Origin of the sequence: Bradyrhizobium shewense (assembly GCF_900094605.1) — a bacterium.
GTDB classification, from domain to species: Bacteria; Pseudomonadota; Alphaproteobacteria; order Rhizobiales; family Xanthobacteraceae; genus Bradyrhizobium; species Bradyrhizobium shewense.
Genome location: NZ_FMAI01000022.1, coordinates 86,999 through 109,962, shown reverse-complemented (window position 1 = coordinate 109,962; position 22,964 = coordinate 86,999). Strand labels below are relative to the sequence as shown.

At 63.5% G+C, this 22,964-nt stretch carries 26 protein-coding genes; 10 read left to right on the top strand and 16 right to left on the bottom strand.

The window, feature by feature from the left end:
* Positions 1-40 precede the first annotated feature (40 nt).
* The gene (locus tag GA0061098_RS32400) at positions 41-520 is read left to right on the top strand and encodes a PaaI family thioesterase (RefSeq protein ID WP_165637740.1); all 480 of its coding nucleotides are present in this window, start codon (positions 41-43) and stop codon (positions 518-520) included.
* A 76-nt stretch (positions 521-596) separates the two neighbouring features.
* Positions 597-1,562 (top strand): DMT family transporter, encoded by a 966-nt coding sequence (locus tag GA0061098_RS32395; protein ID WP_091965506.1) that lies wholly within the window; start codon positions 597-599, stop codon positions 1,560-1,562.
* A gap of 9 nt (positions 1,563-1,571) precedes the next feature.
* Here GA0061098_RS32395 and GA0061098_RS32390 read toward each other — a convergent pair whose 3' ends face one another.
* The gene (locus GA0061098_RS32390; protein ID WP_091965505.1) at positions 1,572-2,309 is read right to left on the bottom strand and encodes a tetratricopeptide repeat protein; all 738 of its coding nucleotides are present in this window, start codon (positions 2,307-2,309) and stop codon (positions 1,572-1,574) included.
* Between the two features lie 237 nt (positions 2,310-2,546).
* Positions 2,547-3,143, bottom strand: coding sequence for a TetR/AcrR family transcriptional regulator (locus GA0061098_RS32385; protein ID WP_091965504.1), 597 nt, complete (start codon positions 3,141-3,143; stop codon positions 2,547-2,549).
* Positions 3,144-3,283: 140 nt separating this feature from the next.
* Here GA0061098_RS32385 and GA0061098_RS32380 point away from each other — a divergent pair, with 140 nt between their 5' ends.
* The gene (locus GA0061098_RS32380; RefSeq protein WP_091965523.1) at positions 3,284-3,673 is read left to right on the top strand and encodes a RidA family protein; all 390 of its coding nucleotides are present in this window, start codon (positions 3,284-3,286) and stop codon (positions 3,671-3,673) included.
* A gap of 47 nt (positions 3,674-3,720) precedes the next feature.
* On the opposite strand, the gene GA0061098_RS32375 is transcribed toward GA0061098_RS32380, so the two are convergent.
* Positions 3,721-4,707: a tripartite tricarboxylate transporter substrate binding protein BugD gene (locus GA0061098_RS32375; protein ID WP_091965503.1), complete on the bottom strand. Its 987-nt coding sequence runs from the start codon at positions 4,705-4,707 to the stop codon at positions 3,721-3,723.
* Positions 4,704-5,405, bottom strand: a complete 702-nt coding sequence (purQ, locus tag GA0061098_RS32370) for a phosphoribosylformylglycinamidine synthase subunit PurQ (RefSeq protein WP_091965502.1) — start codon at positions 5,403-5,405, stop codon at positions 4,704-4,706. Before purQ ends, GA0061098_RS32375 begins: the two co-directional genes overlap by 4 nt.
* A 166-nt stretch (positions 5,406-5,571) precedes the next feature.
* Here purQ and GA0061098_RS32365 point away from each other — a divergent pair, with 166 nt between their 5' ends.
* Positions 5,572-6,588, top strand: coding sequence for a magnesium and cobalt transport protein CorA (locus GA0061098_RS32365; protein WP_091965501.1), 1,017 nt, complete (start codon positions 5,572-5,574; stop codon positions 6,586-6,588).
* 12 nt (positions 6,589-6,600) lie between these two features.
* Here GA0061098_RS32365 and GA0061098_RS32360 read toward each other — a convergent pair whose 3' ends face one another.
* The 3 genes from GA0061098_RS32360 to purC are packed head-to-tail and all read right to left on the bottom strand — an operon-like array spanning position 6,601 to position 7,890.
* Positions 6,601-6,855 (bottom strand): hypothetical protein, encoded by a 255-nt coding sequence (locus GA0061098_RS32360; RefSeq protein WP_091965500.1) that lies wholly within the window; start codon positions 6,853-6,855, stop codon positions 6,601-6,603.
* 11 nt (positions 6,856-6,866) lie between these two features.
* Positions 6,867-7,109, bottom strand: a complete 243-nt coding sequence (gene purS, locus GA0061098_RS32355) for a phosphoribosylformylglycinamidine synthase subunit PurS (RefSeq protein WP_091965499.1) — start codon at positions 7,107-7,109, stop codon at positions 6,867-6,869.
* A gap of 13 nt (positions 7,110-7,122) precedes the next feature.
* On the bottom strand, positions 7,123-7,890 hold the full coding sequence (purC, locus tag GA0061098_RS32350; RefSeq protein WP_173015815.1) for a phosphoribosylaminoimidazolesuccinocarboxamide synthase: 768 nt from the start codon (positions 7,888-7,890) through the stop codon (positions 7,123-7,125).
* A gap of 323 nt (positions 7,891-8,213) precedes the next feature.
* Here purC and GA0061098_RS32345 point away from each other — a divergent pair, with 323 nt between their 5' ends.
* Positions 8,214-8,537, top strand: a complete 324-nt coding sequence (locus GA0061098_RS32345) for a DUF1476 domain-containing protein (protein ID WP_091965498.1) — start codon at positions 8,214-8,216, stop codon at positions 8,535-8,537.
* A gap of 15 nt (positions 8,538-8,552) precedes the next feature.
* On the opposite strand, the gene GA0061098_RS46365 is transcribed toward GA0061098_RS32345, so the two are convergent.
* The 8 genes from GA0061098_RS46365 to GA0061098_RS32305 form a co-directional block, all read right to left on the bottom strand.
* Positions 8,553-9,014, bottom strand: a complete 462-nt coding sequence (locus GA0061098_RS46365; RefSeq protein WP_245323722.1) for a hypothetical protein — start codon at positions 9,012-9,014, stop codon at positions 8,553-8,555.
* 35 nt (positions 9,015-9,049) lie between these two features.
* Positions 9,050-9,538, bottom strand: coding sequence for a cyanase (gene cynS / locus GA0061098_RS32335; protein ID WP_091965496.1), 489 nt, complete (start codon positions 9,536-9,538; stop codon positions 9,050-9,052).
* A gap of 14 nt (positions 9,539-9,552) precedes the next feature.
* Positions 9,553-10,476, bottom strand: a complete 924-nt coding sequence (locus tag GA0061098_RS32330) for an ABC transporter ATP-binding protein (protein WP_091965495.1) — start codon at positions 10,474-10,476, stop codon at positions 9,553-9,555.
* A 5-nt stretch (positions 10,477-10,481) separates the two neighbouring features.
* Complete coding sequence (ntrB, locus tag GA0061098_RS32325) at positions 10,482-11,321, bottom strand: nitrate ABC transporter permease (protein ID WP_091965494.1); 840 nt, start codon at positions 11,319-11,321, stop codon at positions 10,482-10,484.
* A 169-nt stretch (positions 11,322-11,490) separates the two neighbouring features.
* Positions 11,491-12,867 carry a CmpA/NrtA family ABC transporter substrate-binding protein gene (locus GA0061098_RS32320; protein WP_091965493.1) on the bottom strand — a complete coding sequence of 459 codons (1,377 nt, stop codon included), beginning with the start codon at positions 12,865-12,867 and terminating at the stop codon, positions 11,491-11,493.
* Positions 12,868-12,985: 118 nt separating this feature from the next.
* On the bottom strand, positions 12,986-13,864 hold the full coding sequence (locus GA0061098_RS32315; protein ID WP_091965492.1) for a sulfurtransferase: 879 nt from the start codon (positions 13,862-13,864) through the stop codon (positions 12,986-12,988).
* Positions 13,865-13,916: 52 nt separating this feature from the next.
* Positions 13,917-15,050, bottom strand: coding sequence for an acyl-CoA dehydrogenase family protein (locus GA0061098_RS32310; protein WP_165637739.1), 1,134 nt, complete (start codon positions 15,048-15,050; stop codon positions 13,917-13,919).
* Between the two features lie 35 nt (positions 15,051-15,085).
* A complete protein-coding gene (locus tag GA0061098_RS32305; RefSeq protein ID WP_091965522.1) occupies positions 15,086-15,628 on the bottom strand; it encodes an OsmC family protein in 543 nt (180 codons plus the stop codon).
* 246 nt (positions 15,629-15,874) lie between these two features.
* Between GA0061098_RS32305 and GA0061098_RS32300 the strand changes: the two genes are divergently transcribed.
* Complete coding sequence (locus GA0061098_RS32300; protein WP_165637738.1) at positions 15,875-16,552, top strand: TetR/AcrR family transcriptional regulator; 678 nt, start codon at positions 15,875-15,877, stop codon at positions 16,550-16,552.
* Between the two features lie 121 nt (positions 16,553-16,673).
* On the opposite strand, the gene GA0061098_RS32295 is transcribed toward GA0061098_RS32300, so the two are convergent.
* Positions 16,674-18,218 (bottom strand): bifunctional AfsR/SARP family transcriptional regulator/alpha/beta hydrolase, encoded by a 1,545-nt coding sequence (locus tag GA0061098_RS32295; RefSeq protein WP_091965490.1) that lies wholly within the window; start codon positions 18,216-18,218, stop codon positions 16,674-16,676.
* 147 nt (positions 18,219-18,365) lie between these two features.
* Between GA0061098_RS32295 and mddA the strand changes: the two genes are divergently transcribed.
* The 4 genes from mddA to GA0061098_RS32275 all read left to right on the top strand — a co-directional run bounded on the left by mddA (position 18,366) and on the right by GA0061098_RS32275 (position 22,776).
* Positions 18,366-19,208, top strand: coding sequence for a methanethiol S-methyltransferase (gene mddA, locus GA0061098_RS32290; protein ID WP_165637737.1), 843 nt, complete (start codon positions 18,366-18,368; stop codon positions 19,206-19,208).
* Positions 19,153-20,130 carry an NADPH:quinone oxidoreductase family protein gene (locus tag GA0061098_RS32285; protein WP_091965489.1) on the top strand — a complete coding sequence of 326 codons (978 nt, stop codon included), beginning with the start codon at positions 19,153-19,155 and terminating at the stop codon, positions 20,128-20,130. Before mddA ends, GA0061098_RS32285 begins: the two co-directional genes overlap by 56 nt.
* A gap of 8 nt (positions 20,131-20,138) precedes the next feature.
* Positions 20,139-20,894, top strand: coding sequence for a hypothetical protein (locus tag GA0061098_RS32280; RefSeq protein ID WP_091965488.1), 756 nt, complete (start codon positions 20,139-20,141; stop codon positions 20,892-20,894).
* Positions 20,895-21,072: 178 nt separating this feature from the next.
* Positions 21,073-22,776 carry an amidohydrolase gene (locus GA0061098_RS32275; RefSeq protein ID WP_245323720.1) on the top strand — a complete coding sequence of 568 codons (1,704 nt, stop codon included), beginning with the start codon at positions 21,073-21,075 and terminating at the stop codon, positions 22,774-22,776.
* Positions 22,777-22,964: the final 188 nt, after the last annotated feature.

Below are 22,964 nucleotides of genomic sequence, written 5' to 3'. Positions count from 1 at the left end.
GATTTAAGGGCTAAAGACCCGCAATTGAAGGCCCATTTCCTTGCACGAATTGACCAAAGCGCCCCCGCCCCGCCGCCCCGACCTCCACGTCGCCACCGAGGGTGAATTTGTGGGCTGGCGGACCTGGATTCGCGACAGTTTTGAGTCCCATGTCGGCCCCTTCTGGCACCGGATCGAGGCGGACGGCAGCGTCCGCAGCGCCTTCCGGGTCGAGAAAAAGCACCTCAACGGGTCCGGGAACGTCCATGGCGGCTGCTACATGGCCTTTGCCGACTACTCCCTGTTTGCGATCGCCACCCATGTCCTCGACAGCCGGGCTGTGACGACCAATTTTGCCTGTGAATTCCTCGACGCGGCACGCGAGGGCGAGCTGATCGAATGCACCGGCGAGGTCACCCGCGCCGGCGGCTCGCTGATCTTCCTGCGCGGCAAGATGATGTCCGGGACGCGGGTGCTGCTCACCTTTTCCGGCACGATCAAGCGGATGAAGCGGAAGGCGCTACCTCAGCCAAACGCATAGCTCGGCGCCTTCCCTTTTCGCGCCCCCTCGCCCAGACTTCCCGGCAAGCGCTATCGCGCCGGGGAGCAGGAATAAGGTGCCGCAGAGCACATCGGAGGCGGGGCGCGCAGCAGCCTCCGTTTCATCGCCGTTGCCGTCCATGGCCGCCACCGGCGCCCGCAACTGGCGCGACTATGCGCTGCTGCTCGCGCTCGCCTGCTGCTGGAGCTCGACCTATCCGCTGGCCAAGCTGGCGCTTCCCACCATCCCGCCCATCACCTTCATCTCGGCACGCTCGCTGATTGCGGCTGCCTTCCTGTTCGCGATCCTGTGGATGCGCGGCATCAAAGTCCCGACCGACGCGAAAGCGTGGAAGCTGTTCGCGACCCAGCAATTGATCAACTCGACCTTCCCGTTCCTGATCATCACCTGGTCGCAGCAATATGTGCCGGCATCGAACACGGTGGTGCTGGCCTCGACGACACCGATCTTTGCCTTCCTGATCACCTCGCTGATCACACGGCATGAGCCGGCAACGCTGCTCAAGCTCGCGGGCGCAATTTTGGGACTCGCCGGCACGATTCTCATCGTGGGCCTCGACGCGCTGCGCGGTTTTGGTAGCGAGATCGTGGCGGAGATCGCGATCCTGCTCGCCACCATCTCCTTCGCCTGCGCCACGATCTTCGGCCTTCGCCTCTCCGAATACGACCCGATGGTGGTAGCGGCCGGCTCGCTATTGTTCGGCGGTCTCATCCTGCTGCCGCCATCGCTGTTCATCGACCAGCCCTGGACGCTGCAGCCGACGCCGACGGCGATCGTCGCCACCATCGTCATGGGCATCGTCTCCAGCGCGCTGGGCCTGATGCTGTTCTACGTCTGCCTCGGCCGCCTCGGCACGCTGACGACGAACGCTCAAGGCTATCTGCGCATCCCGATCGGCGTTGGCCTCTCCGTGTTGCTGCTCGGCGAGAGCGTGCCGTCGAACCTGGCGCTCGGCCTGCTGCTGGTGATGGCGGGTGTTGCGGCGATGACGGTGCCGGCGGAGCGGCTGAAGCTGCGGTAAGCTCCCCGCTCAAGCCGAAAGCTGTTTCTCCGCGATCGACAGCCATTCGGCCTGCGCCTTGCGCAGGTATTTCGGCGCCCGCCGCATCTGAATCAGGAGCTCGTTGAAGACCATGCGTGCCTCGGCGCTGCGGCCGACCGTTTGCAGCAGCATGCCGTAGCGCACTTGCGCTTCGGCGCCCGGGAAGTAGCCGGCGAGCGCGTGATATTCCTCGAGCGCCTCGTCGAGCCGGCCGACCTCCGCGAGCGCGCGGGCGTAGAGCAGATGCGCGTCGGCGGAGTCGAAAGCTGGCCATTGCTTCTGCAGATCGTCCAGTGTCGCGAGCGCATCTGCGGGGCGCTTGGCGGAAAACTCCGCTTGGGCCTTGCGAAGCGCATAGGCCGGATCGTGGCCCATTGGCAGCTTCAGAATGTGATCATAATGCTGCTCGGCCTCGCCGAACCGGCCGACATTTGCGCACTCTTCGGCCAGCGCTGCGCGATTGGCGATGGTGTCGGCGCCAGCCAGGTGGTCGGACAGCTCACGATAGCGTTTCTCGGGATCGAGCCGATTGGCGACGCGCTGCCGCGCCTGACGCGCGCCGGGGCTGGAAAACCATTCGGGAACGAGCTCGACGGCGATATAGGCGAGCGCGCCGATCAGCGGCACCATCAGGATGATGAAGGCCCAGGGCTGCAACCGCCCGGTCCGCGAGGCGTGATAGATCAGCGTGATATCGAGCAACAGAACGACGAGAGCAACGGGCATGTGACATCCGGAAGCACAACGACGGCGCAGGCTTCCTGATATCGCAACTCGTATGATGAAACAACTTTGAGTTGCTGCTTCTCGCGAAAATCCACGATATCGAACGCATGCGCCTTGATGGCGACGAGAGTCAGTCGTCTTGAACGCAATGGAGGTTCATGAGACAGCAGTAGCGCGCCTAATGTCTGGCGCCGCGAGCTGCGCATGGCGGGTCACGAACATGTGCATCATGCGCAGTCAAACCGGCTTGAGCAACAATCCGCTTGCCAGCGCTCGAAACGCGTCCACGGCCTTGTTCAGCACGACTTTCGGATCGTCGGCTGCGGCGACCCATAATGCGGCACTGAGCGCGGCGCCGTTCAGCAGTCGCCCGGCCGCTTCAACATCCAAAGGCTTCACCACCTTCTCGTCGATCAGTGACCGGATCGTTCGCATGGTGATATCCAGGCAGGCGTTCTCGCCGGGCCATTTGGATGGATCACCGAGTACGGCAGGTCCATCCAGAAGCATGATGCGCTGAATTTCAGGATCGAGCGCCATTTCGATATAGGCACTGCCCTCTGCGAGCAGGCCCTGCCACAAGGTTGGCGCCTGCTCCCGGATCGCTCGCAGCCGCTCTGCCATTTCGCCATCGATCTGCGCGACGACGGCCCAGAGCAGTCCCTTCTTGTCTTCGAAATTGTGATAGAGCGCGCCCCGCGTCAGCCCGACCGAGGCCGTCAGCTCATCCATCGACGCTTCTGCATAACCCTGCGTGGCGAAGGCCTTGCGCGCAGCGCGGATGAGCTTGGCCCGATTTTCCGCCATGGCTGCGGCACGTTTTCCCTCGATCATGCTCGACCCATTTTCTATTGACATACGCCGCGTATGTGAGCGATAAGTTCACATACGAACCGTATATCAACAATGTCTCGGCCAGCGCTGCAAGGCAATTCGCGGTCGCCTGCCCCCTGATCTTCCGAAAGGCACAGCTCATGCTCCAGCGCGAGGCCATCTTCCCCGCTCACCGTCACGCACTTTATGAAGCCCATCGGTATTCTGCCGCGATCCGGTCCGGCGACTTGCTGTTCGTCTCGGGACAGGTCGGCAGCCGCGAGGACGGGTCACCCGAGCCCGTGTTCGAGGACCAGGTCCGGCGTGCGTTTGCCAATTTGCGCGCGGTGCTCGCAGCTGCCGGATGCACGCTGGACGATGTGGTGGATGTCACCACGTTTCACACCGATCCTGCCCAACAGATCGATACGGTGATGGCTGTTCGTAGCGCCGAGATTGGCGACGCGCCCTATCCGAATTGGACGGCTGTTGGCGTGAATTGGCTTGCCGGGTTCGACTTCGAGATCAAGGTCGTCGCGCGGATTCCTTGAGTCGCGCAAGGCCGTCTCTCGCCAATAAGGGAGCCGGCAGGAGCGGCCTACTTGGCGTCGTCCGCCAGCATCTTCCGGTATTTTTCGACGTCGCGCGTCACGAGCTGCTGCAGCAGCTCCGGCGTATGCTCGCCTGCATCGGGCGCAACGGTTGAGAGGTCAGCAAAGCGCTTCTTGACCGCGTCGGTCTCAACGGCGGTGCGCGCCGCGGCGTTCAGCTTGGCAATCACCGCCGGCGGCGTGCCCTTCGGCGCGAACAGGCCGTTCCAGCCCTGTGCCTCGAATTCGGGCAGGCCCGCCTCCGCCGACGTCGGCAGCTCCGGCAGCGTGGCGAGCCGCACGGTCGAACCGACCACGAGCCCCTTTACCAGCTTCTCGTTGATCGACTGCGAGACCGAGGCCGCCGCATCGCAGACGCCGTCGATCTGGCTGCCGACCGCGTCGGTCAGCGCGGGCGCTGCGCCGCGATAGCCGACCAGCGTCGCGTCGATGCCGGCGGCGGTGACGAAGCTCTTGCAGATCAGATAGTTCGACGAGCCGACGCCGGCATGCCCGAGATTGATCTTGCCGGGATTGGCCTTGGCGTAGGCGATGAACTCCTTGAGGTCCTTCGCCGGAAAGTCCTTGCGCAGCGCGACGATGCCGAACGTCTTCGCCACCATGGCGATCGGCACGAAGGAGTCCGGCGTGAACGGCAGCTTGGGATAGATCGTATAGGTCGCGGCGTTGGTGCCGGCATTGCCGATCGCGATGGTGTAGCCGTCGGGCTCGGCGCGGGAGGCACGTGCCAGCGCGGTCGAGCCGCCGGCCCCAGCGACGTTCTCGATCACGATAGTTTGGCCGAGCGCGATGCCCATCTGCTCGGCCACCGCGCGCGCGATCACGTCCGAGGTGCCGCCGGCCGCGAACGGCACGATCATGGTAACAGGACGCTTGGGATAATCCTGCGCGAACGCGCCAGTTGCGAGCGAAAATGACGCGAACGACAGCGCCGCGATCGCAGCGAGTACCCGCTTCACCGCGAACGCAATCACGCGGCTTTTTCCAGATGCGCGGTCAGGCCGGCAAACAGGCCGCGACCGTCGGTGCAGCCCATGATGTCTTCGACGTGGTTTTCCGGATGCGGCATCATGCCGAGCACGTTGCCCTTGTCGTTGACGATGCCGGCGATCGAATGCGCCGCGCCGTTGATGTTGCTGTCATCGTCGACCACGCCGTCAGCGGAGCAGTAACGATAGAGCACCCGTCCCTCGCCTTCGAGCCGCTTGATGGTCTCTTCATCCGCCTCGTAATTGCCTTCGCCATGGGCGACCGGCACGCGGATCACCTGCCCGGCATTGTAGCCGCGGGTGAACGGCGTGTCGGACCGCTCGACGCGCAGATGCACGTCATGGCAAATGAATTTCAGCCGCTCGTTGCGCATCAACACGCCCGGCAACAGGCCGGATTCGCAGAGGATCTGAAAACCGTTGCAGACGCCGAGCACGAGGCCGCCCTTGGCCGCATAGTCCCGCACCGCGTCCATCACCGGCGCGCGTGCCGCGATGGCACCGCAGCGCAAATAGTCGCCGTAGGAGAAGCCGCCCGGCACCACCACGAGATCCGTGCCCGCAGGCAGCAACGGCTCGGCGTGCCAGACCATCGCCGGCTCGCTGCCCGAGATCATCCTCAGCGCACGCGCCATGTCGCGTTCGCGGTTGATTCCGGGAAAGACGAGGATGGCGGCTTTCATGTTCAGGTTCCGACGGTGATGGGAATCGGGCTGGCCAAAGGGCCAACTCGCGAAGAGACATAGCCATTTGACGGGGATTTTACCAGTGCTAGCCTTGCCGGACGGCCTTGTACACAGGCCATAGCCGAGGCACTTTTGCCCGACGATCTTGCCCGGGATTGAAGCCATGAACGTCCCGTCTCTGCCCACATCCCCCTCCGAGCCCGTGTCCACCGAGGGCGTCGTCGCCGCCGGCGCCTATGTCGACGGCCGCCGCATCGCCAATATCGCCATCAGCGAGGCCTCGAGCTGGCGGGCCAAGCCCGGCCACGTCGTCTGGATCGGTCTGCACGAGCCCGACATGGCGCTGCTCGGCGCGGTGCAGAAGCAATTCGACCTGCACGAGCTCGCGATCGAGGACGCCAACCACGCCCATCAGCGGCCGAAGATCGAGCAATATGGCGAAGCCCTGTTCATCGTGGCGCGAACGGCGCAGCTGGTCGAGGGCCGCATCGTCTTCGGCGAGACTCACATCTTCGTCGGCGAAGGTTATCTGGTCTCGGTGCGCCACGGCGCCTCGACGTCCTACAAGCCGGTGCGCGAACGCTGCGAAAGCTGCCCGCGGGCGCTCGCGCGCGGCGAGGATTACATCCTCTATGCGATCCTCGATTTCATCGTCGACAATTACTCGCCCGTGCTCGAGAGTATTCACGAAGAGGTCGAGGAGATCGAGGACTACGTGCTCGCGCACGCGATCACCAAAGCACAGATCGAACGTCTGTACATGCTCCGCCGCGACCTCTTGCGGCTCCGCAACGCCATAGGGCCGCTGGTGGAGGTCTGCCGCCGTCTCGAGCATGACGAGCTGTCAATGGTGCGGCAGGCCATGCAGCCGCTGTTCCGCGACGTCACCGACCACGTCCGCAACATCCAGGAGCGCATCGATTCCATGCGCGAGGTGCTGGCCTTCGCCTTCGAGGCCAGCCTCCTGGTCGGCCAGGCGCAGGAGACGGCGGTGTCCAAGAAGCTCGCCTCGTGGCTCGCGATCATCGCGATCCCGACCGCGCTTGCCGGCATCTACGGCATGAACTTCAAGCACATGCCGGAGCTGGAATGGGACTACGGCTATTACATGCTGCTCGGCGTGATGCTGACGGCGTGCACCGCGCTGTACTGGCGGTTTCGCCGCGTCGGGTGGTTGTGACTTAGACCAACGTCACCGAACCGGCGCATCGCCGAATTCAAGCCGACGCTCGATACGGTCGAGCCGCCCTTCATGCCTCACCAGCGTGGCATGAACACCTGCAATCTCCTGAAAGACACTCGTGACGTCCTGGCGAGCCGCGTTTTGAGACGTCCGCAACGCCAGCATTTCCTGCTTCATTTCGTCGATCTTGCCATCGACCTGCGCCAGCCGCGCTTGGATCGATTTCAACGCCTCGAACATCAGCTCGGGCGTCACATCGGACATTTCGCCTACCTTTATGCCTTCATCTCGATAGCATAATTCTCGATCACGGTATTCGCCAGCAGCTTGTCGGCGGCTTCCTTCAGTGCGGCTTCCGCCTTGGTCTTGTCAGCGCCGGCGAGCTCGATGTCGAACACCTTGCCCTGGCGGACGCTGGCGACGCCGTCGACGCCGAGCGACTTCAGCGCGCCTTCGATGGCCTTGCCTTGCGGATCGAGGATGCCCGTCTTCAAGGTAACGGTGACACGTGCCTTCACGTCGAAAATCCCCTCAGCTCTTCACCAGCACCGGGCCGGAGCCCTGCGGACGCTCGTTCTCCATGAGGATGCCGAGACGTTTTGCAACTTCAGTATAGGCCTCGAGCAGACCGCCGAGGTCCCTGCGGAAACGGTCCTTGTCGAGCTTCTCGTTCGACTTGATGTCCCACAGACGGCAGCTGTCCGGCGAGATCTCGTCGGCGACGATGATGCGCATCATCTCGTTCTCGAACAGGCGTCCGCACTCCATCTTGAAGTCGACGAGGCGGATGCCGATGCCGAGGAAGAGGCCGGTGAGGAAGTCGTTGACACGGATGGCGAGCGCCATGATGTCGTCGATCTCCTGGGGCGTCGCCCAGCCGAAGGCCGTGATGTGCTCTTCCGACACCATGGGGTCGTTGAGCTGGTCGTTCTTGTAGTAGAATTCGATGATCGAACGGGGCAGCTGGGTGCCCTCCTCAATGCCGAGGCGCTGCGACAGTGAGCCGGCGGCGACGTTCCGCACCACCACCTCGAGCGGCACGATCTCGACCTCGCGAATCAACTGCTCGCGCATGTTGAGACGGCGGATGAAGTGGGTCGGCACCCCGATGTCGTTGAGGTGCTGAAACAGGTACTCCGAGATCCGGTTGTTGAGGACGCCCTTGCCCTCGATCACCTGATGCTTTTTCGCATTGAACGCGGTCGCGTCGTCCTTGAAGTGCTGGATCAGGGTACCGGGCTCCGGGCCTTCATACAGAACCTTTGCCTTGCCTTCATAAATGCGACGCCGACGGCTCATGGGGATGTACCGTGTTTTGTTGAAATCCATGTATTTGGTGTGCTCCGGTTACTAGGATTACGACCCACAGCGGAGCTGCCGTGAACAGCCCGGAACCCCGTCCATAACCCTTGGAAACAGAACGGGAACCATGCCTTCAGGCAACCTATCCGATTGGCTGACCGAGCACAATCGATCCGGCCGTCCGGCGCCAACTTATACCGTCTTGCCCTGCGGCTTAACGGCCCGTTGTTTTGCCGATTCGTGCTATCTATGTAGGCATGCAGTCGGGTCGCCGCAACGGAAGGCTCCCGCTCCATTCAGCAGGGGATTTGGAACAAGGCATGAGCGAGTTCGACAAGCGCCAGGAAGGTTTCGAGAAGAAATACGCCCTCGACGAGGAGCAGAAATTCAAGGCGGAGGCCCGCCGCAACCGGCTGCTCGGGCTGTGGGCGGCTGAAAAGCTCGGCATGTCAGGCGATGCCGCCACCGCCTATGCCAAGGAGGTGGTCGCGGCCGATTTCGAGGAGGCCGGCGATGCCGACGTCCTGCGCAAGATCACGGCCGATTTCACCGCCAAGGACGTCGCCGTCACCGAGCAGGCGATTCGCGCCAAGATGAGCGAGCTGCTCGCGGTGGCGGCCGCCGAGGTGAAGTCGGGGAAGTAGCCCCGCCTTCTGGCTCTATTTCAGCGTGATCTGAAAACCCATCGATCCGCTGATATTGAATCCCTCCGCTTGTTGCGGTCCGAACTGCCGGTTGATGTTGGTGTTGACCGACTCCATCCGGCAATCGCGGGCGAGAACCTCGCGCAGGAGATCACATTCGCGCGCCGCCATCTCATAGACCGTGCGGCGCGCGCGGTCGCGCAGTTTCTGGGCCTCCTCGCTGTCCCCGGTCGGACCGGCGACAAAGAAGTTGATCGAAGTCTGCACGCGCACCGATCCTTCCTGCCGCAGACCACCGCCTTGCTCGACCATGACGCGCTGGGACTGGGCCTTGGCGGGAGCAATCACGACGAGCAGACCAACGCCTGCCAAAACAAAACGCGAGCGAAATTTCATTAGGGGTACCTGTGGTTGAAGCGAAGGCCCGTTACCTAACCTCCAGAGGTTGCCATCGGACAAACCCTGGACCGCAAACACCGGGCCGCCGCTTCACCAGCGGTTAACCGCGTCGGTCACTCCTCCTTGAAGCCGTACTCCGGCACGTTGCCGCTGGCGCCGTAATATTTGTACGGCAGGAATTTGCCGCTCATGGTGATCTTGACGCGGTCGCCCTTCGGGTTGGCCACGCGTTCGATTCCCATGTCGAAATCGATCGCCGACATGATGCCGTCGCCGAATTCTTCTTCGATCAGCGCCTTCCAGGCCGGGCCGTTCACCATCACCATCTCGTAGAAGCGATAGATCAGGGGATCGGTCGGCGGCATCGGCGTGCCGGTGCCGCGCATCGGCACCTCGTTGAGCATCGCCGTCTCCGCCTTCGACAGGCCGAACAGCTCGCCGGCATTGGCAGCCTGCGGCTTTGTCAATTTCATCTGGCCGAGAATGGCGCCGACGATGAGGACCTCGGAATAGCCGCCGATCTTGTCGCAGATGTGCTTCCAGCTCCAGCCCTTCTCGCGCTTGATGTCGAGCAGCTTCTCGGTGAGGTCTTCGCGTTTCATGTCAGGTCTCCGTTTCAGGCAGTCAGTCCGGGACTGGTCCCGGGAATCCAGGTCTGGCGTTGCTCGTCACCACTGGACGCGATCGTCAGTCCGGGCTTGCCGATATGCACCAGCGGCACATTACGCGGATCGTGACCGGGTGTCTCGGCGGTAAACGTCTTGCTGCGCGTCACCAGGAAATCGATGATGTGGTTGCGCAGCGCGTAGTAGAGCGGATGGCGGTGCAGATCGGTGCGGCCGCGGTCCCTCGGCAGCGGATTTTCGACGACCTCCGCGAGCAGCGCGCCGGGCCCGTTGGTCATCAGGAAGATCTTGTCGGCGAGGTAGATCGCCTCGTCGACGTCATGGCTGATCATGAACGCGGTCTGCCCGGTCTCGAGGCAAATGCGCCGCACCTCGTCCTGCAACGTGCCGCGCGTCAGCGCGTCCAACGCCGAGAACGGCTCGTCCATCAGCATGATCTTCGGCGTGATCGAGAGCGCGCGTGCGATGCCGACGCGCTGCTTCATGCCGCCGGACAGCTCTGACGGCCGCTTGTGCTCGGAGCCGGTGAGACCAACGAGGTCGATGAAGGTCTGCGCGTGCGCCTTCACCTTGGCGCGGTCCCAGTTGCGCCATTTCGAACTCGCGGCATAGGTGACGTTGCCGAGCACGGTTCGCCAGGGCAACAGCGCGTGGCTCTGGAAGATCACGGCGCGGTCGAGGCTGGTGCCCGAAATCGCCTGCCCGTCGACGATGACGGCGCCCTCGCTCGGCGCATCGAGGCCAGCGAGGATGTTGAGCACCGTGGTCTTGCCGCAGCCGGAATGCCCGATCACGCAGGCAAACTCGCCGCGCGCCATCGACAGCCACAGGTTCTCGAACACGGTGGTCGTGGCGCCGCCGGCGCCCGGATAGCGCTTCGCGATGGCTTCGATGGAGATGAATTTGTCGGTCACCGCCCCTACTCCGGAAACGTGACCATGCGCGTGAAGCGCGCCAGGATCTGGTCGAGCAGCATGCCGACGATCCCGATCAGCAGGATCGCGATGATGACGTTGGTGATTGACAGATTATTCCACTCGTTCCAGACGAAATAGCCGATGCCGGTGCCGCCGACGAGCATTTCGGCGGCGACGATCACGAGCCAGGCGATGCCGATCGAGATGCGCATGCCGGTCAGGATCGTCGGCGCCGCTGCGGGGAGGACCACGGTGAAGGCCCGCCTGATGGTGCCGACCTCGAGCGTACGCGCGACGTTGATCCATTCCTTGCGCACGCTGGCAACGCCGAACACGGTGTTGAGCAGCATCGGCCAGATCGAGCAGATGAAGATGACGAAGATCGCCGAGATCGAGGAATCCTTGATGGTGTAGAGCGCGAGGGGCATCCAGGCCAACGGCGAGATCGGCTTGAGCACCTGGATGAAGGGGTCGAGCGCCTTGCTGAGCAACGGCGACATGCCGATCAGAAATCCGAGAGGGATCGCGACCAGCACCGCCAGCAGATAGCCGGTGCCGACGCGCGCGATGGAATAGCCGAGTTGGATGCCGAGCCCCTTGTCGTTGGGCCCGTTGTCGTAGAACGGCCGTCTCAGATGCTCCCACAGCTTGGCGCCGACATCGAGCGGTCCGGGCATCGCCGATTTGCCCTGCGTCGCGGTCAGCCCCATCAGCTTGGCGTATTCAGGGCTCATCGTGGCGACGGGGCCTGTGGAGTGCGTGGCGAGATGCCAGATGCCGAGGAAGGCGGCGAGCAGCGCGATGGAGACGAGGCCGGCGCGGAGACGGAGGGAGGAGCTCATCGCTCAAGGCCTCTCCACCCGTCGTCCCGGCGAACGCCGGGACCCATACCGCGAAATCTATCGATCGCACTCGGTGGGCGTACCGAACAGCGAGCCTTCGCCAAGCGTCTCTCTGTGGTTATGGGTCCCGGCGTTCGCCGGGACGACGCTGGGGAAAGAACGCGGCTTCTCACGACGACTTCCTGATCTTGAAGCTCGCGACATAGTCCTCCGGCTTGGCCGGATCGAAAGTCTTGCCCATCACCGCAAACGACTTGTAGCTACTCGCCGGCGGCGTCAGCCCCATCTCGGTCATCAGCCTCTTGGTGTCGGTCGCCAGATACACCTGCTCGGCCACCGCCTTGTAGTCGACGTCGCCCTTGATCTGGCCCCAGCGCTTCATCTGCGTCAGCATCCACACCGCGAAGGACTGCCAAGGGAACGGATCAAAATCGACGCGCTTCGCATCGGTCTTCACGCCGCCGAGACCGTCGGCATAGGTGCCAGTCAGGACCTGTTCGAGCACGGTCACCGGCGCGTTGATGTAGTTGGCCGGCGCGATCGCTTCCGCGATCTGCTTGCGGTTCTCCGCCTTCGAGGCATAGGCGGTGGCATCGACGATGGCGCGGGTCAGCGCCGCAAAGCTGTTTGGCGCTGACGTGATGAACTCGCGGCTGGCGGCGAAGCTGCAGCAGGGATGACCGTCCCAGATCTCCTTCGACAACAGATGCATGAAGCCGACGCCGTCATAGATCGCGCGCTGGCAGATGTTGTCGGGCGCGAGGAAGCCGTCGATGTTGTCGGCACGCAGATTGGCGACCATCTCTGGCGGCGGCACCGAGCGCAGCTGCACGTCGGTATCGGGGTCGAGACCGTGTTCGGCGAGATAGTAACGCAGCAGGTAATTGTGCATGGAATAGTCGAAGGGAATGGCGAATTTCAGGCCCTTCCAGTCCTTCGGGTCGCGTTTGTCCTTGTGCTTGGCCGCCAGCACGATGCCCTGCCCGTTGATGTTCTCGATCGCCGGGACCGCAAACGGAATGGCATTGGCGCCAAGGCCGAGCGAGATCGCGATCGGCATCGGCGCCAGCATGTGCGCGGCGTCGTATTCCTTGTTGATGGTCTTGTCGCGGATCACGGCCCAGCCGGCAGTCTTGACCACTTCGACATTGAGACCGTGCTTGGAGTAAAAGCCCATCGGCGCCGCCATGATGATGGGCGTGGCGCAGGTGATCGGGATGAAGCCGACCTTGAGGTCCTTCTTCTCGGGCGTACCGGCCTGCGCGAAAACCTCGGTCGCCGTCTTCAGCGGGAAGAACTGCGACAGCGCGGCCAGCGCGGTCGACGCCCCGACCGACTTCAGAAACGCCCGCCGCGCCACATCCTGCGGAAACATCGCGCGCATCACTGCGGAGGCAACCACGCCCTCGTAGCGTTTCTCCTCGCTCTCGACCGGCTCGCAGCGCAGCGCTGCCTGCTCATGCTCCCGAGCCGAACAGTGCTGGCCGCAAACGCAGCCCGCCCGGAGATTGCGGTCGGCATCAAACGGATCGTCGAACGTGGACATGCTGCTGCGCCCCTTTGTCACACTGCGCGGCGGACGCCGTTGTCCGCCGCGTCAGGTCAAAATTCCATCGTGGCCCGGCTACAGCTTGCGCAGCCGGGCCACGAGAAACATGCAGGTTCTATGCCGCCTTGCCTGTTACCTGGGCAGCAATAGGCAACCCCTGCTCGATCGGCAGCGAGGGGTCACGCGACCATTCGTTCCAGGAGCCGAAATACATCCGCACGTCCTTCACGCCGGCATTCTTCAGCGCCAGGAAGGTGTTCGAGGCGCGCGCGCCCTTGAAGCAGTAGAGATAGACCGGCGTTGTCGGCGAGATGCCGACGGTGGCGCATTCGGCCAGGATCTCGTCCTTGGACTTGAAGCGTGGCCCTTCCGCGGTCGGCTTCATCATGCGGTACCATTCTAGCCACACTGCACCGGGGATGCGGCCCTTGCGGGGGCAGAAATCCTTGCCGTAGGGCGAAGAGCTGTCGCCGATCCATTCGTCGACATCGCGCACGTCGAGAATGGCGATGCCGGGCTTGCCGACCGCGGCAAGCATGGTCTTCGCATCGATCAGGATCTCGCCGGCTTCCGGCACGACCGCGAACGAGGCCTTCGCCGGCGCCTGGACATCCTTCGTCACCGGAAGACCCGCGGCCGACCAGGCATCGAAGCCGCCATGCAGCACCTTCACCTTGGGATAGCCGAGCATCGTGAGCAGATAGTAGCCGCGGCAGGACTGGCCGAAGCCGGAATTCATCGACTGCTCGTAGATCACGGCGGTCTCCTTGCCGGAGAGACCGGCAGCGCCGAAAGCGTCGGCGAATTTGGTCTTCAGCTCGCTCATGCCTTCCGGCGTCGAGGTCGCAAGAAACGTGAAAATCTCGTGCACGTTCACGGCGCCCGGCAAGTGCCCGGCGCCATAGGCATCGGGATTGCGGGTGTCGATGACGACACAGGGTTCGAGCTTCAAGAGATCGGCAAGTTCGCTGGCAGAGATCAGAACGTCCGTCATTGGCAGCCTCTCCGTTGAGGTTAAGTGGTCTTCTGGGGTGGACTCGTGAAGCTCAGTAATCGGCGAGCATCTTGCGCAGCTGCTTGGTGGCCGGCGTGACGATCGCGACGAAATAGGCCTCGCGCAGCCGTCGCTGCGCGCGGTGACTCCTAAGATAGCCGCGCGCGCCACAATGCAGCATCGCCGCATGCGCCGCCGCGACGCTGGCCTCGCCGGCGCGCAGGCGCAGCGCGATCACCTTGCGCCAGTAGGTCTCGTCCTCGTTGTAGGGATCGCGCGCCAGCACCATGGTCTCGGCTTCGAGCTCCGCGGCGAGATCGCGGAAGTGCACCGGCTGCTGCGGCAGATAGCGGTTGATGTGGCCGAGGGGACCACCGACCTCGTCCATGATGTTGATGCAGTCGCGGATCACGCCCAGCGCCATGCCGGCCTGCAGCAGGATGAACCCGGCGCGGATCTTCTTGACAAAGGGGCCGGCGGGATCGGCCAGGATCAGCTCGTCCGGCACGAAGACATCGCGGAACTGCACGCCATAGGTGCCGGTGCCGTCCATCGCCATGAACGGCTTGCACGGCGTCAGCGTGATTGCGGGATCGGAGCAGTCGGCCAGGAACATCACAGTACCCGGTTCGCCGCCTGCGATGCCCTGATCATCTTCGCGCTCGAAGATGGTGCCGAAATAATGATCGGGACCGAGATTGGAGACCCAGGGCAGCGCGCCGCGCACGATGTAGCCGCCCTCGACCTTGCGCCCCTTCAGCTTCAGTTTCTCGATGCCGAAAAAGCTCTTCATCGGGTTGGAGAGCCCGGTGCCGCCGAGCACCCGGCCGGTCGAGAAGGCATCGCCGAAGCGCTTGGCGACCTTCAGATTGGTCGAGTTGGCCGCGTACCAGACCAGCGTGTTCTGGCACCAGGCCATGAAGGCCGTCGCGCCGCAGACCTCGCCGATAGCAGCCATCGCCTGGATCGCGCAGCGCAGATCTGCGGGACCTTCGTGCGGCACGTGACTGCCCCAGGCGCCGACCGCGCCGAACTTGCGCAGCACCTCGGCCGGGTAGACCGAGCCGTCGTCGATGCCGGCGGCAAGCGGCGCGAGATCTTCGCGCGCGATCCGCGCCACCTCCCCTGCAATGGACGGTGCGGGCTGATCCAAAACCTCGGTCCGCGATAAAGCCAGTGAACCCATGATCGTCTCCCGCACCTTGTCCTGGTTGCTAACAGCTAGATGCCGACCTCGAGATTGACCGGGCGCGTGAAGGTGTTGGCGACCGGCGACCATTTCTTCACATGGGCGACCAGCGCGTTGATCTCGTCCTGCGAGACGCCCTCGCACGCCATGTCGACCTTGACCCGCACGTCGGTGAAGCCGACCGGCTTGTCCGAGGTATCGCCGGTGCCCCAGACCGCGGTGATGTTGAGATCGCCTTCGAGCTCGAGCTCGAGCTTGTTGACGATCCAGCCGCGATGCACGGCGTTGGCGTGCAGGCCGACGGCGAGGCACGAACCGAGCGCAGCAAGCGAGGCTTCCGACGGATTGGGCGCGGTGTCGTCGCCGAGCAGCCCCGGCGGCTCGTCGACGATATAGGGCGGCAGATTGCGGATGTAGTTGGCGTGGCGGAATTTGCCTTCCGCGACCGTCTTGCATTTCAAGGTCTTAACGACCTTCGGATTGGCCTTGCCGCTCGCGATCAGTTGCTCGAGGCCATTCTTGTCGATGGGCGCAAGGCACCCCGTCAGCACTGTCTTTTGAACGACGGCAGTCATCATCTTCTCCCTGGCAGCCGTGGAAAACGGCATGATACCGAACGGTCTGTTTCCTTGCATGGAGCGTGCCAGACGAGACCGAAAACGAAATGCGAGGCATTGGAGCCGCTTAGCGATGGGTACCTGCGGATTGATCAGCCGCGCTCTGCTCAAAGGCGATGCAGCTGAGATCGTCGATGCGAATCTTTTTAGCGCGAAGCAGATGCGGCTTGATGATACCGCGCGGCTGCGATTAAGTTGCAATCCATGGCCAAACCTTCACTGAACAAGCCCTCACTGAACAAGATATCGTCGAAGAAGAACGCGCCGCATTCAGGCGCTGGCGATGACGAATCCGCGCGCGGGCGCCTGCTCAGCGCCGCCTCGCATCTGTTTTGCAAGAACGGGATCAACGCCACCGGCATCGATGCGATCATCGAGGAAGCCGGCACCGCGAAGACCACGCTTTACAAATTGTTCGGCTCCAAGACCAACCTCGTCAACGCGGTGCTGGAGAGCGAAGGCAAGCAATGGCGCGAATGGTTCATCGGCGCCATGGAAGACGGCGGCGGCGACGCGCAGGCCAAGCTGACGCGCATCTTCCCGGCTCTGAAGAGCTGGTTTGCCGAAGAGCGGTTCTACGGCTGCCCCTTCATCAACGCGGTCGGCGAGCACGACAAGGACTCCAAGCAGTTCCGCAACATCGCGCTGAAGCACAAGAAGATCGTGCTTGGCCATATCGAGAAGCTCGCCGGCGAGCTCGGCTCGGGCGAGCCCGCCGTGCTCGCGCATCAGCTCGGCCTCCTGATCGACGGTGCGATCGTCGCCGCGATGATCTCGCGTGATCCCGGCGTGGCAGATACGGCAGCGCTGACGGCAGGCCCCCTGCTCGGCCAGTCCAAGGCGAAGAAGAAGCGCGCGGCGGATCAGCTGGAGGCGGTGTGAGCTTGCACTGATCTCGTAGGTGGGCAAAGGCGCGAAGCGCCGTGCCTACCATCTCTGCCTCGGCGCATGTTGAAAGAAATGGTGGGTACGCTTCGCTTTGCCCACCCTACGAGACCGAGCCCTACGGCCTCATCCCCTCCATAAACCGCTTGATCGCCCCCAGTACCGGCTGCTGATCACCCGCAAAGAACCAGTGATCGTTGCCATCGAGCTCGACGAACTCCGCTCCGCTGATCCGGCTCGCGATATCACGGCCGGCCGCGATCCGCACCGCCTGGTCGCCGCGTCGGTGCAGCACCAGCGTCGGCACCGCGATCTGCGAGAGGAGATGCCGCACGTCGGCATCGCGAAAGGCCTCGAGCACGGCCGAGATGCCGCCGGGACTGGAGGCCGCACGCAATAGCCCGGCCCACCAGGCGCGCGCCTGGGGATCACCAGCCAGACTCGGCGCAAAGGTCTCGATCCCGACCGGGCCGCCCCATTGCGCGACGAGCTGCCTGCTCCAGGCGTCATACTGGCTGGCGCGCAACGCGTACGGATAATCCTCCGCCCAACATCCCTTGGCGAGCGCACCGAACAGGATGAGCCCGGCCACGCGGCGCGGCTCATCGACGGCAAATTTGACGCAGGCCGGCCCGCATTCGGAGGCGCCGAACAGCACGACGCGGCGCGAATCCACTGCCCGCAGCACGGTGCCGATGTCCTCCGCAGTCACGTCGATCCCAGGTGCCGATCCGACCCGGTCGGACAACCCGATCCCGCGGCGATCGAAAACGATCAGCCGTCCAAGCTTCATCAACGACGCCAGGAACGTCCGGCTTGCAGGGCTCTCCCAGACCCGCTCCACATGTGACACGAAGCCGGGCATCACCAGGATATCGAGCGGACCACTTCCGTAGGTCTGATATGCCAGATGCACGCCGGCGCCCTTCACGTAGCTCGTGATCGGAACAGCGTGCAGCTCCGTTGCGGGACTCATGAGCGCCTCGGTCTCGGCCTCCGGCGCAATCCCGAGCTCATCCCGCAGCCGCTGTGTCAGGGCCGCGTGATGACGCTCGGCCGCGCTGCGGTCGCCGGCCAGCAGCAGGCTGCGGATCAGATGCCGCCCATAGACCTCGCTGAGCGGATCGAGTTCAGCCAGGCGCGCCGCGTACGCGGTCGCGGGAAAATGATCGCCGGCGGCATTCTTGTCCTGCACCAGACGCTCCAGCGCATGCATCAGCCGTCCTCTGAGCGCCTCGCGGCGAAAGAACGCCCAATCGTCGAATTCAGGGCAATCGTCGAGAGCGAAGCCCGCAAGGAAGTCGCCGCGATAGACCCGGCAGGCCGCTTCAAAGTCGCCGCGGTCGCAGGCGCTCTCGAATGAATGCGCATCGACCTTGAGCACGACCGCCGGAGACCACCGCACGCTGGTGCGGTCGGCCTCGAACGCCGGCTGGCCGAGCGCGAGCTCGACGCGATGAAGCAGCCGCCGCAACCGCGCAAGGCCCGTCTCGCGATCGGTCTCAGGCCAGAGCAGCGTGGCGATGACGTCGCGCGCGACCGCAGCCTTGGCCTCCGCGAGATAGACGAGCAGCGCAAGACCCTTGCGCAGGTTCAACTTGATCGGGCCGCCGTCAGCATGGACCTCCGGGAACCCGAATGTCTCCAGCGAGAAAGCTGTCATGGAAACCCTCTCACCCCTTGGGACGTCCCCAGGGGACGCACAGGGGACGGCGCCGCGGTAGCCATTGGCCCAGATCGAGCCCGCTGGCCGGCGACCGCCTCTAGCTCTGCATGCGGCACCGCTGGATCAGGCACAATAGGAAAAACCATGTTCTCGCGCCTCGCAATCCTGCTCTACGCAATCGTGAGCTATGCCGTCTTCACGGCGTCCTTCCTCTATGCGCTCGGTTTCGTCGGCAATTATGTCGTACCCAAGTCGATCGATCAGTCGATCGACGTCGGCAGCTCTTTAGATTTGACCGAGGCCATCGTCGTCAACCTGCTGCTGATGAGCCTGTTTGCCATCCAGCACAGCGTCATGGCGCGCCCGGCCTTCAAACGCTGGTGGACCAAAGTTCTTCCCGTGGCCTGCGAGCGCAGCACCTATGTGCTGCTCTCCAGCCTCATTCTCCTCCTGCTGTTCTGGCAGTGGCGTCCGATCCCGATGCCGATTTGGCAGACCACCGGAATCGTGGCGTGGTTGCTGACCGGCGTCCATTGGCTCGGCTGGCTGACCGCGTTCGCCTCGACCCACATGATCGATCATTTCGACCTGTTCGGCCTGCGCCAGGCCTTGTCGGCGCTGCGCGGGACCGAGCCGCAGGGTCACTCCTTCAAGGCGCCGCTGCTCTACAAGATCGTGCGGCATCCGATCATGCTGGGCTTCCTCCTCGCATTCTGGGCCACGCCCGAGATGACCGCCGGCCATCTGCTGTTCGCGCTCGCGAACACCGCCTATATCCTGGCCGCGTTGCAGTTCGAAGAGCGGGATCTGATCGCGGAGTTCGGGGAGACCTATCGGCAGTATCGCCGCCGCGTTCCGATGCTGGTGCCGCGCCTTTTCGCGCGGACCCGGACGAAAGACCGTGACGTGGCCGGAGCATCGGAGCGCCCCGATGAAAGCCATTCTGTGCCACTCGTTCACCGGACCCGGCGATTTGCGCCTCGGTGAGATCGATGTGCCCAAGCCTGCCGGCGATGAGATCCTCATCGACGTCCACGCGGCCTCCGTCAGCTTCATGGACCAGTTGCTGGTCTCGGGTCTCTACCAGATGCGGCCGCAGACGCCCTTCGTGCCCGGCACAGAAGCCTCCGGAACCGTCGTCGCAATCGGCGACAGGGTGACAAGGTTCGCGCCAGGCGATCGCGTGGCCTGCAGCAGCTGGACCGGCGGCTACGCCGAACGAATGATCGCGAAGGAATCGAAGACCGTGCGCCTGCCTGACGGCGTCGCGTTCGAGGCGGCGGCAACCATCCTGCACAATTACGGCACGGCCTATTATGCGCTGGTCGAGCGGGCACGAGCCGAGCGCGGCGAAACGCTGTTCGTCACCGGCGCTGCCGGCGGAGTTGGACTGGCCGCCGTCGACCTCGGCCGCCATCTCGGCCTGCGCGTCGTCGCCGGCGTCGGCTCCGACGACAAGGCGGCCCTGGTCCGCGGCTACGGCGCCAGCGAGGTCATCAATTATCGCAGCGAGGATCTGCGCGACCGGATCAAGTCGGTCACGTCACGAGAAGGAATCGACGTCGGCTTCGACAATGTCGGCGGTACGATCTTCGAGCAAATGGCCCGGCTGATGAAATGGGGCGGACGGCTGATGCCGATCGGCTTCACCGGCGGCGAGATTCCGTCCATCCCGATGAACCTGCCGCTGCTGAAGAACTATTCCATCATTGGCGTCTTTGCCGGCGCCTGGGCGGAGAAATTTGCAGCAGAGGCCGCGCGCATGAACGACACGTTGATGCAATTGCTGGCCGAAGGGCAGATCAGTCCGCACATCGACCGCGTCCTTCCCTTGGAGGAGGCAGGCGACGCCATGCGCGCTGTGGCCAATCGCACGGTTCAGGGACGAATTGTGCTCAAGATCAGGTAGAGTGCGCCATGGCTCCGATCATCATCGACAAGCGCTATTGCGGTCCTCCGAACTCCGGCAACGGCGGCTATGTCTGCGGCCGGCTTGCCCGTCACATTCCCGGGCCAGCGGAAGTGACGCTACGCGCACCGCCTCCTCTGGACACGCCACTCGCTGCGGTCGCGACAGACGGCGACACATGGGAGCTCCGCGACGGCGACAAGGTGGTCGCGACAGGGCGCGCCGTGAGCGTCGAGCTTGCGCAGATCGAGACAGCTAACTTGCCGGAAGCCCGCGCGGCCGAATTGCTCGCACTGTTCAATCCGCACGAGCATCCGCTGCCAAACTGTTTCGTCTGCGGTCCCGCAAGGGCGAAAGGCGACGGCCTGCGCATCTTCGCCGGCCCGCTCCGCCGTCATGCGCGGAACGCCGTTCTCGCCGCGAGCTGGGCACCCGATCCGAATCTCGCCGCCGAGGATGGCCTCATCGCGCCCGAATTCCTCTGGTCCGCGCTCGACTGCCCGACCGGCTTTGCCTGCAACCACGATCCACAACGCGGCAGCTTCGAGAAGACCCCGCTGCTGCTCGGACGGATGTCAGCCCGCATTGAAGTCCGCCCCCGCCCCGGCGAGCGCTGCATCATCACCGCCTGGTCCACCGGCCGCGACGGCCGCAAGCGCATGGCCGACGCCGCGCTTCATGATGAAGCCGGGAGATTGCTGGCGTTGGCGCGGACGACATGGATTGCGGTGGAGCGCGACGTGCAGCTCGGGCGTCTTTCGTAGGGGCGACACGAGCGCCTGGCACCAGCCCGGGCCTGCCAGCCGCTCGGCTGGCCCGGGGCGCGATCCACTTTGCCCACCATGTGGACGCTGCCAAACCTTGAGAAGCGTTGAACCTGTGTTTGATCAAAGATACCCTTGAAAATCTTCGTCCAGAAAAAACAAGATCCAGGGGGACGTGATGGTTCGCAAGTTAATGGCATTTGCAATCGTTGCCGCGGGCATGTGGTTCGCTGGCGTCGCAAATGTTGAGGCGCAGCAGCCGGAGCTCAACGCGCCTGACCTCGTCCTCATCAACGGAAAGGTTCTGACGCTGGATGAGCGATCGACGATCACGGAGGCAGTCGCCGTCGCGGATGGAAAGATCATCGCAACCGGAACCAGTGCTTCGATGAGGGCGCTCGCCGGCGCTCGGACCCGAGTGCTCGATGTGGCTGGCAAGACCGTCATCCCCGGATTGATCGATACGCACGCTCACTTCAAGGCCGCTGGTCTTGGCGACTATGTCGTCATCATGGGCCGAGCCAAGACGGTCGCGGAAGCGCTCGAGGCCATCAAGGCATTCGCTGCGAAGAAGAAGCCGGGCGAGTGGATTGTAGGTGGCGCGTGGCATCCGCCTTCACAACTGGCCGAGAAGCGATATCTGACCAGGCAGGAGATCGATAGCGTTGCTCCAGACAATCCGGTCTATCTTCGCACCGTCGGGCATTTCTCAATGGCGAACAGCATGGCTCTACAACGGATCGGAATCGACAAGACCACCGCGGCTCGGAGCGGGGGAAAGTTTGAGCGCGACGCGGCCGGTGAATTGACCGGCGTGCTGGTGGAGACGGCGATCGATCGGGTCGAGAAGGCGGTGCCGCCCTGGACAGAAGACGATGAGATGCGGCAATTCACGATTGCCGAAGGTGTGCTGAACAGCTTCGGTATCACGAGCGCGGTCGAAGGCGCGACAGAGGCACGCGATATCCGCATGCTGCAGAAGCATGTCGCCTCCGGGAAAGCCACATTGCGCACCGGCGTGATGTTTCGACCGGAGCCCCCGGCCGATCTGACCGCGTGGGAAGCGATCATGGCAGGCAACGGGGCCTCTTCAGGCTTTGGCGACGATTGGCTGAAGTTCGCGGGAATCAAGATCTTCTACGACGGCGGCATGACGCTGAAGACAGCGCTCATGCGCGAAGTGTATCCCGATTCACATGACAACTATCATGGCGTTGCGCAGCAGACACCTGAGCGATTGAAACAACTCATCTCCATCTGCAACCGTTACGACTGGCGGGTCGGTGTCCACGTGGTGGGTGACCTTGGTGTTGACCAGGTGCTCGATGCGTTCGAGGCCGCGGATAAGGAGAAATCGATCCGAGACCGTCGCTTCGTCCTCATTCACGCCAGCCTGATCCGGCCAGAACAGATGGAGCGTGCGCAGAAGCTGGGAGCCCGTGTCGATTTCCAGAACGCTTTCATGTGGGATAAGGCAGCGACCGTCGAACGATTTCTCGGAAAAGCGACCGCTGACCGCGCCGTACCGACCAGGACGTTGATCGAAAAAATGGGGCTCAATAGTCTTGGTGCCGGGACGGACTTTCCCGTCAACCCGATCAACCCCTTCCTCAACATGTACATCATGGTGACCAGGAAGGACCCCAACGGAAACATCTACGGCGCGGCAGAAGCCATTACGCGCGAGCAGGCCCTGCGGCTCTACAGCAGCGCGGCCTCGCGCTACACGTTCGATGAAGCACGTAAAGGGACCATTGAGCCCGGAAAGCTTGCGGACATCGTGGTGCTCTCCGCTGACTACACGGCCGTGCCGGAGGAGCAGATCAAGGACATCAAGGTGGACCTGACCCTGGTCGGCGGCAAGGTTGTCTTTCAGCGCTGAACCGGCGCTGATTGGCCGGGGTGCGGTTGGCTCAAATTCGGCATGAGTTTCGGAGGGTGGGCAAAGGCGCGCAGCGCCGTGCCCACGACTCTGGTCCCGGCCTCGTCGGTCGAGATGGTGGGCACGCTTTCGCCTTCGCTCTTCGAGCTACGTCGAAAGCTTTGCCCACCCTACGAGACCGTCACGCG

Bases quoted from the DNA above. Each gene is read 5' to 3' on its own strand.
- GA0061098_RS32390 (WP_091965505.1), bottom strand. From the start codon at position 2,309: ATGCCCGTTGCTCTCGTCGTTCTGTTGCTCGATATCACGCTGATCTAT.
- GA0061098_RS32385 (WP_091965504.1), bottom strand. From the start codon at position 3,143: ATGATCGAGGGAAAACGTGCCGCAGCCATGGCGGAAAATCGGGCCAAG.
- GA0061098_RS32380 (WP_091965523.1), top strand. From the start codon at position 3,284: ATGCTCCAGCGCGAGGCCATCTTCCCCGCTCACCGTCACGCACTTTAT.
- purQ (WP_091965502.1), bottom strand. From the start codon at position 5,405: ATGAAAGCCGCCATCCTCGTCTTTCCCGGAATCAACCGCGAACGCGAC.
- GA0061098_RS32365 (WP_091965501.1), top strand. From the start codon at position 5,572: ATGAACGTCCCGTCTCTGCCCACATCCCCCTCCGAGCCCGTGTCCACC.
- GA0061098_RS32360 (WP_091965500.1), bottom strand. From the start codon at position 6,855: ATGTCCGATGTGACGCCCGAGCTGATGTTCGAGGCGTTGAAATCGATC.
- purC (WP_173015815.1), bottom strand. From the start codon at position 7,890: ATGAGCCGTCGGCGTCGCATTTATGAAGGCAAGGCAAAGGTTCTGTAT.
- GA0061098_RS32345 (WP_091965498.1), top strand. From the start codon at position 8,214: ATGAGCGAGTTCGACAAGCGCCAGGAAGGTTTCGAGAAGAAATACGCC.
- cynS (WP_091965496.1), bottom strand. From the start codon at position 9,538: ATGAAACGCGAAGACCTCACCGAGAAGCTGCTCGACATCAAGCGCGAG.
- ntrB (WP_091965494.1), bottom strand. From the start codon at position 11,321: ATGAGCTCCTCCCTCCGTCTCCGCGCCGGCCTCGTCTCCATCGCGCTG.
- GA0061098_RS32320 (WP_091965493.1), bottom strand. From the start codon at position 12,867: ATGTCCACGTTCGACGATCCGTTTGATGCCGACCGCAATCTCCGGGCG.
- GA0061098_RS32315 (WP_091965492.1), bottom strand. From the start codon at position 13,864: ATGACGGACGTTCTGATCTCTGCCAGCGAACTTGCCGATCTCTTGAAG.
- GA0061098_RS32310 (WP_165637739.1), bottom strand. From the start codon at position 15,050: ATGGGTTCACTGGCTTTATCGCGGACCGAGGTTTTGGATCAGCCCGCA.
- GA0061098_RS32305 (WP_091965522.1), bottom strand. From the start codon at position 15,628: ATGACTGCCGTCGTTCAAAAGACAGTGCTGACGGGGTGCCTTGCGCCC.
- GA0061098_RS32300 (WP_165637738.1), top strand. From the start codon at position 15,875: ATGGCCAAACCTTCACTGAACAAGCCCTCACTGAACAAGATATCGTCG.
- GA0061098_RS32295 (WP_091965490.1), bottom strand. From the start codon at position 18,218: ATGACAGCTTTCTCGCTGGAGACATTCGGGTTCCCGGAGGTCCATGCT.
- mddA (WP_165637737.1), top strand. From the start codon at position 18,366: ATGTTCTCGCGCCTCGCAATCCTGCTCTACGCAATCGTGAGCTATGCC.
- GA0061098_RS32285 (WP_091965489.1), top strand. From the start codon at position 19,153: ATGAAAGCCATTCTGTGCCACTCGTTCACCGGACCCGGCGATTTGCGC.
- GA0061098_RS32280 (WP_091965488.1), top strand. From the start codon at position 20,139: ATGGCTCCGATCATCATCGACAAGCGCTATTGCGGTCCTCCGAACTCC.
- GA0061098_RS32275 (WP_245323720.1), top strand. From the start codon at position 21,073: ATGGTTCGCAAGTTAATGGCATTTGCAATCGTTGCCGCGGGCATGTGG.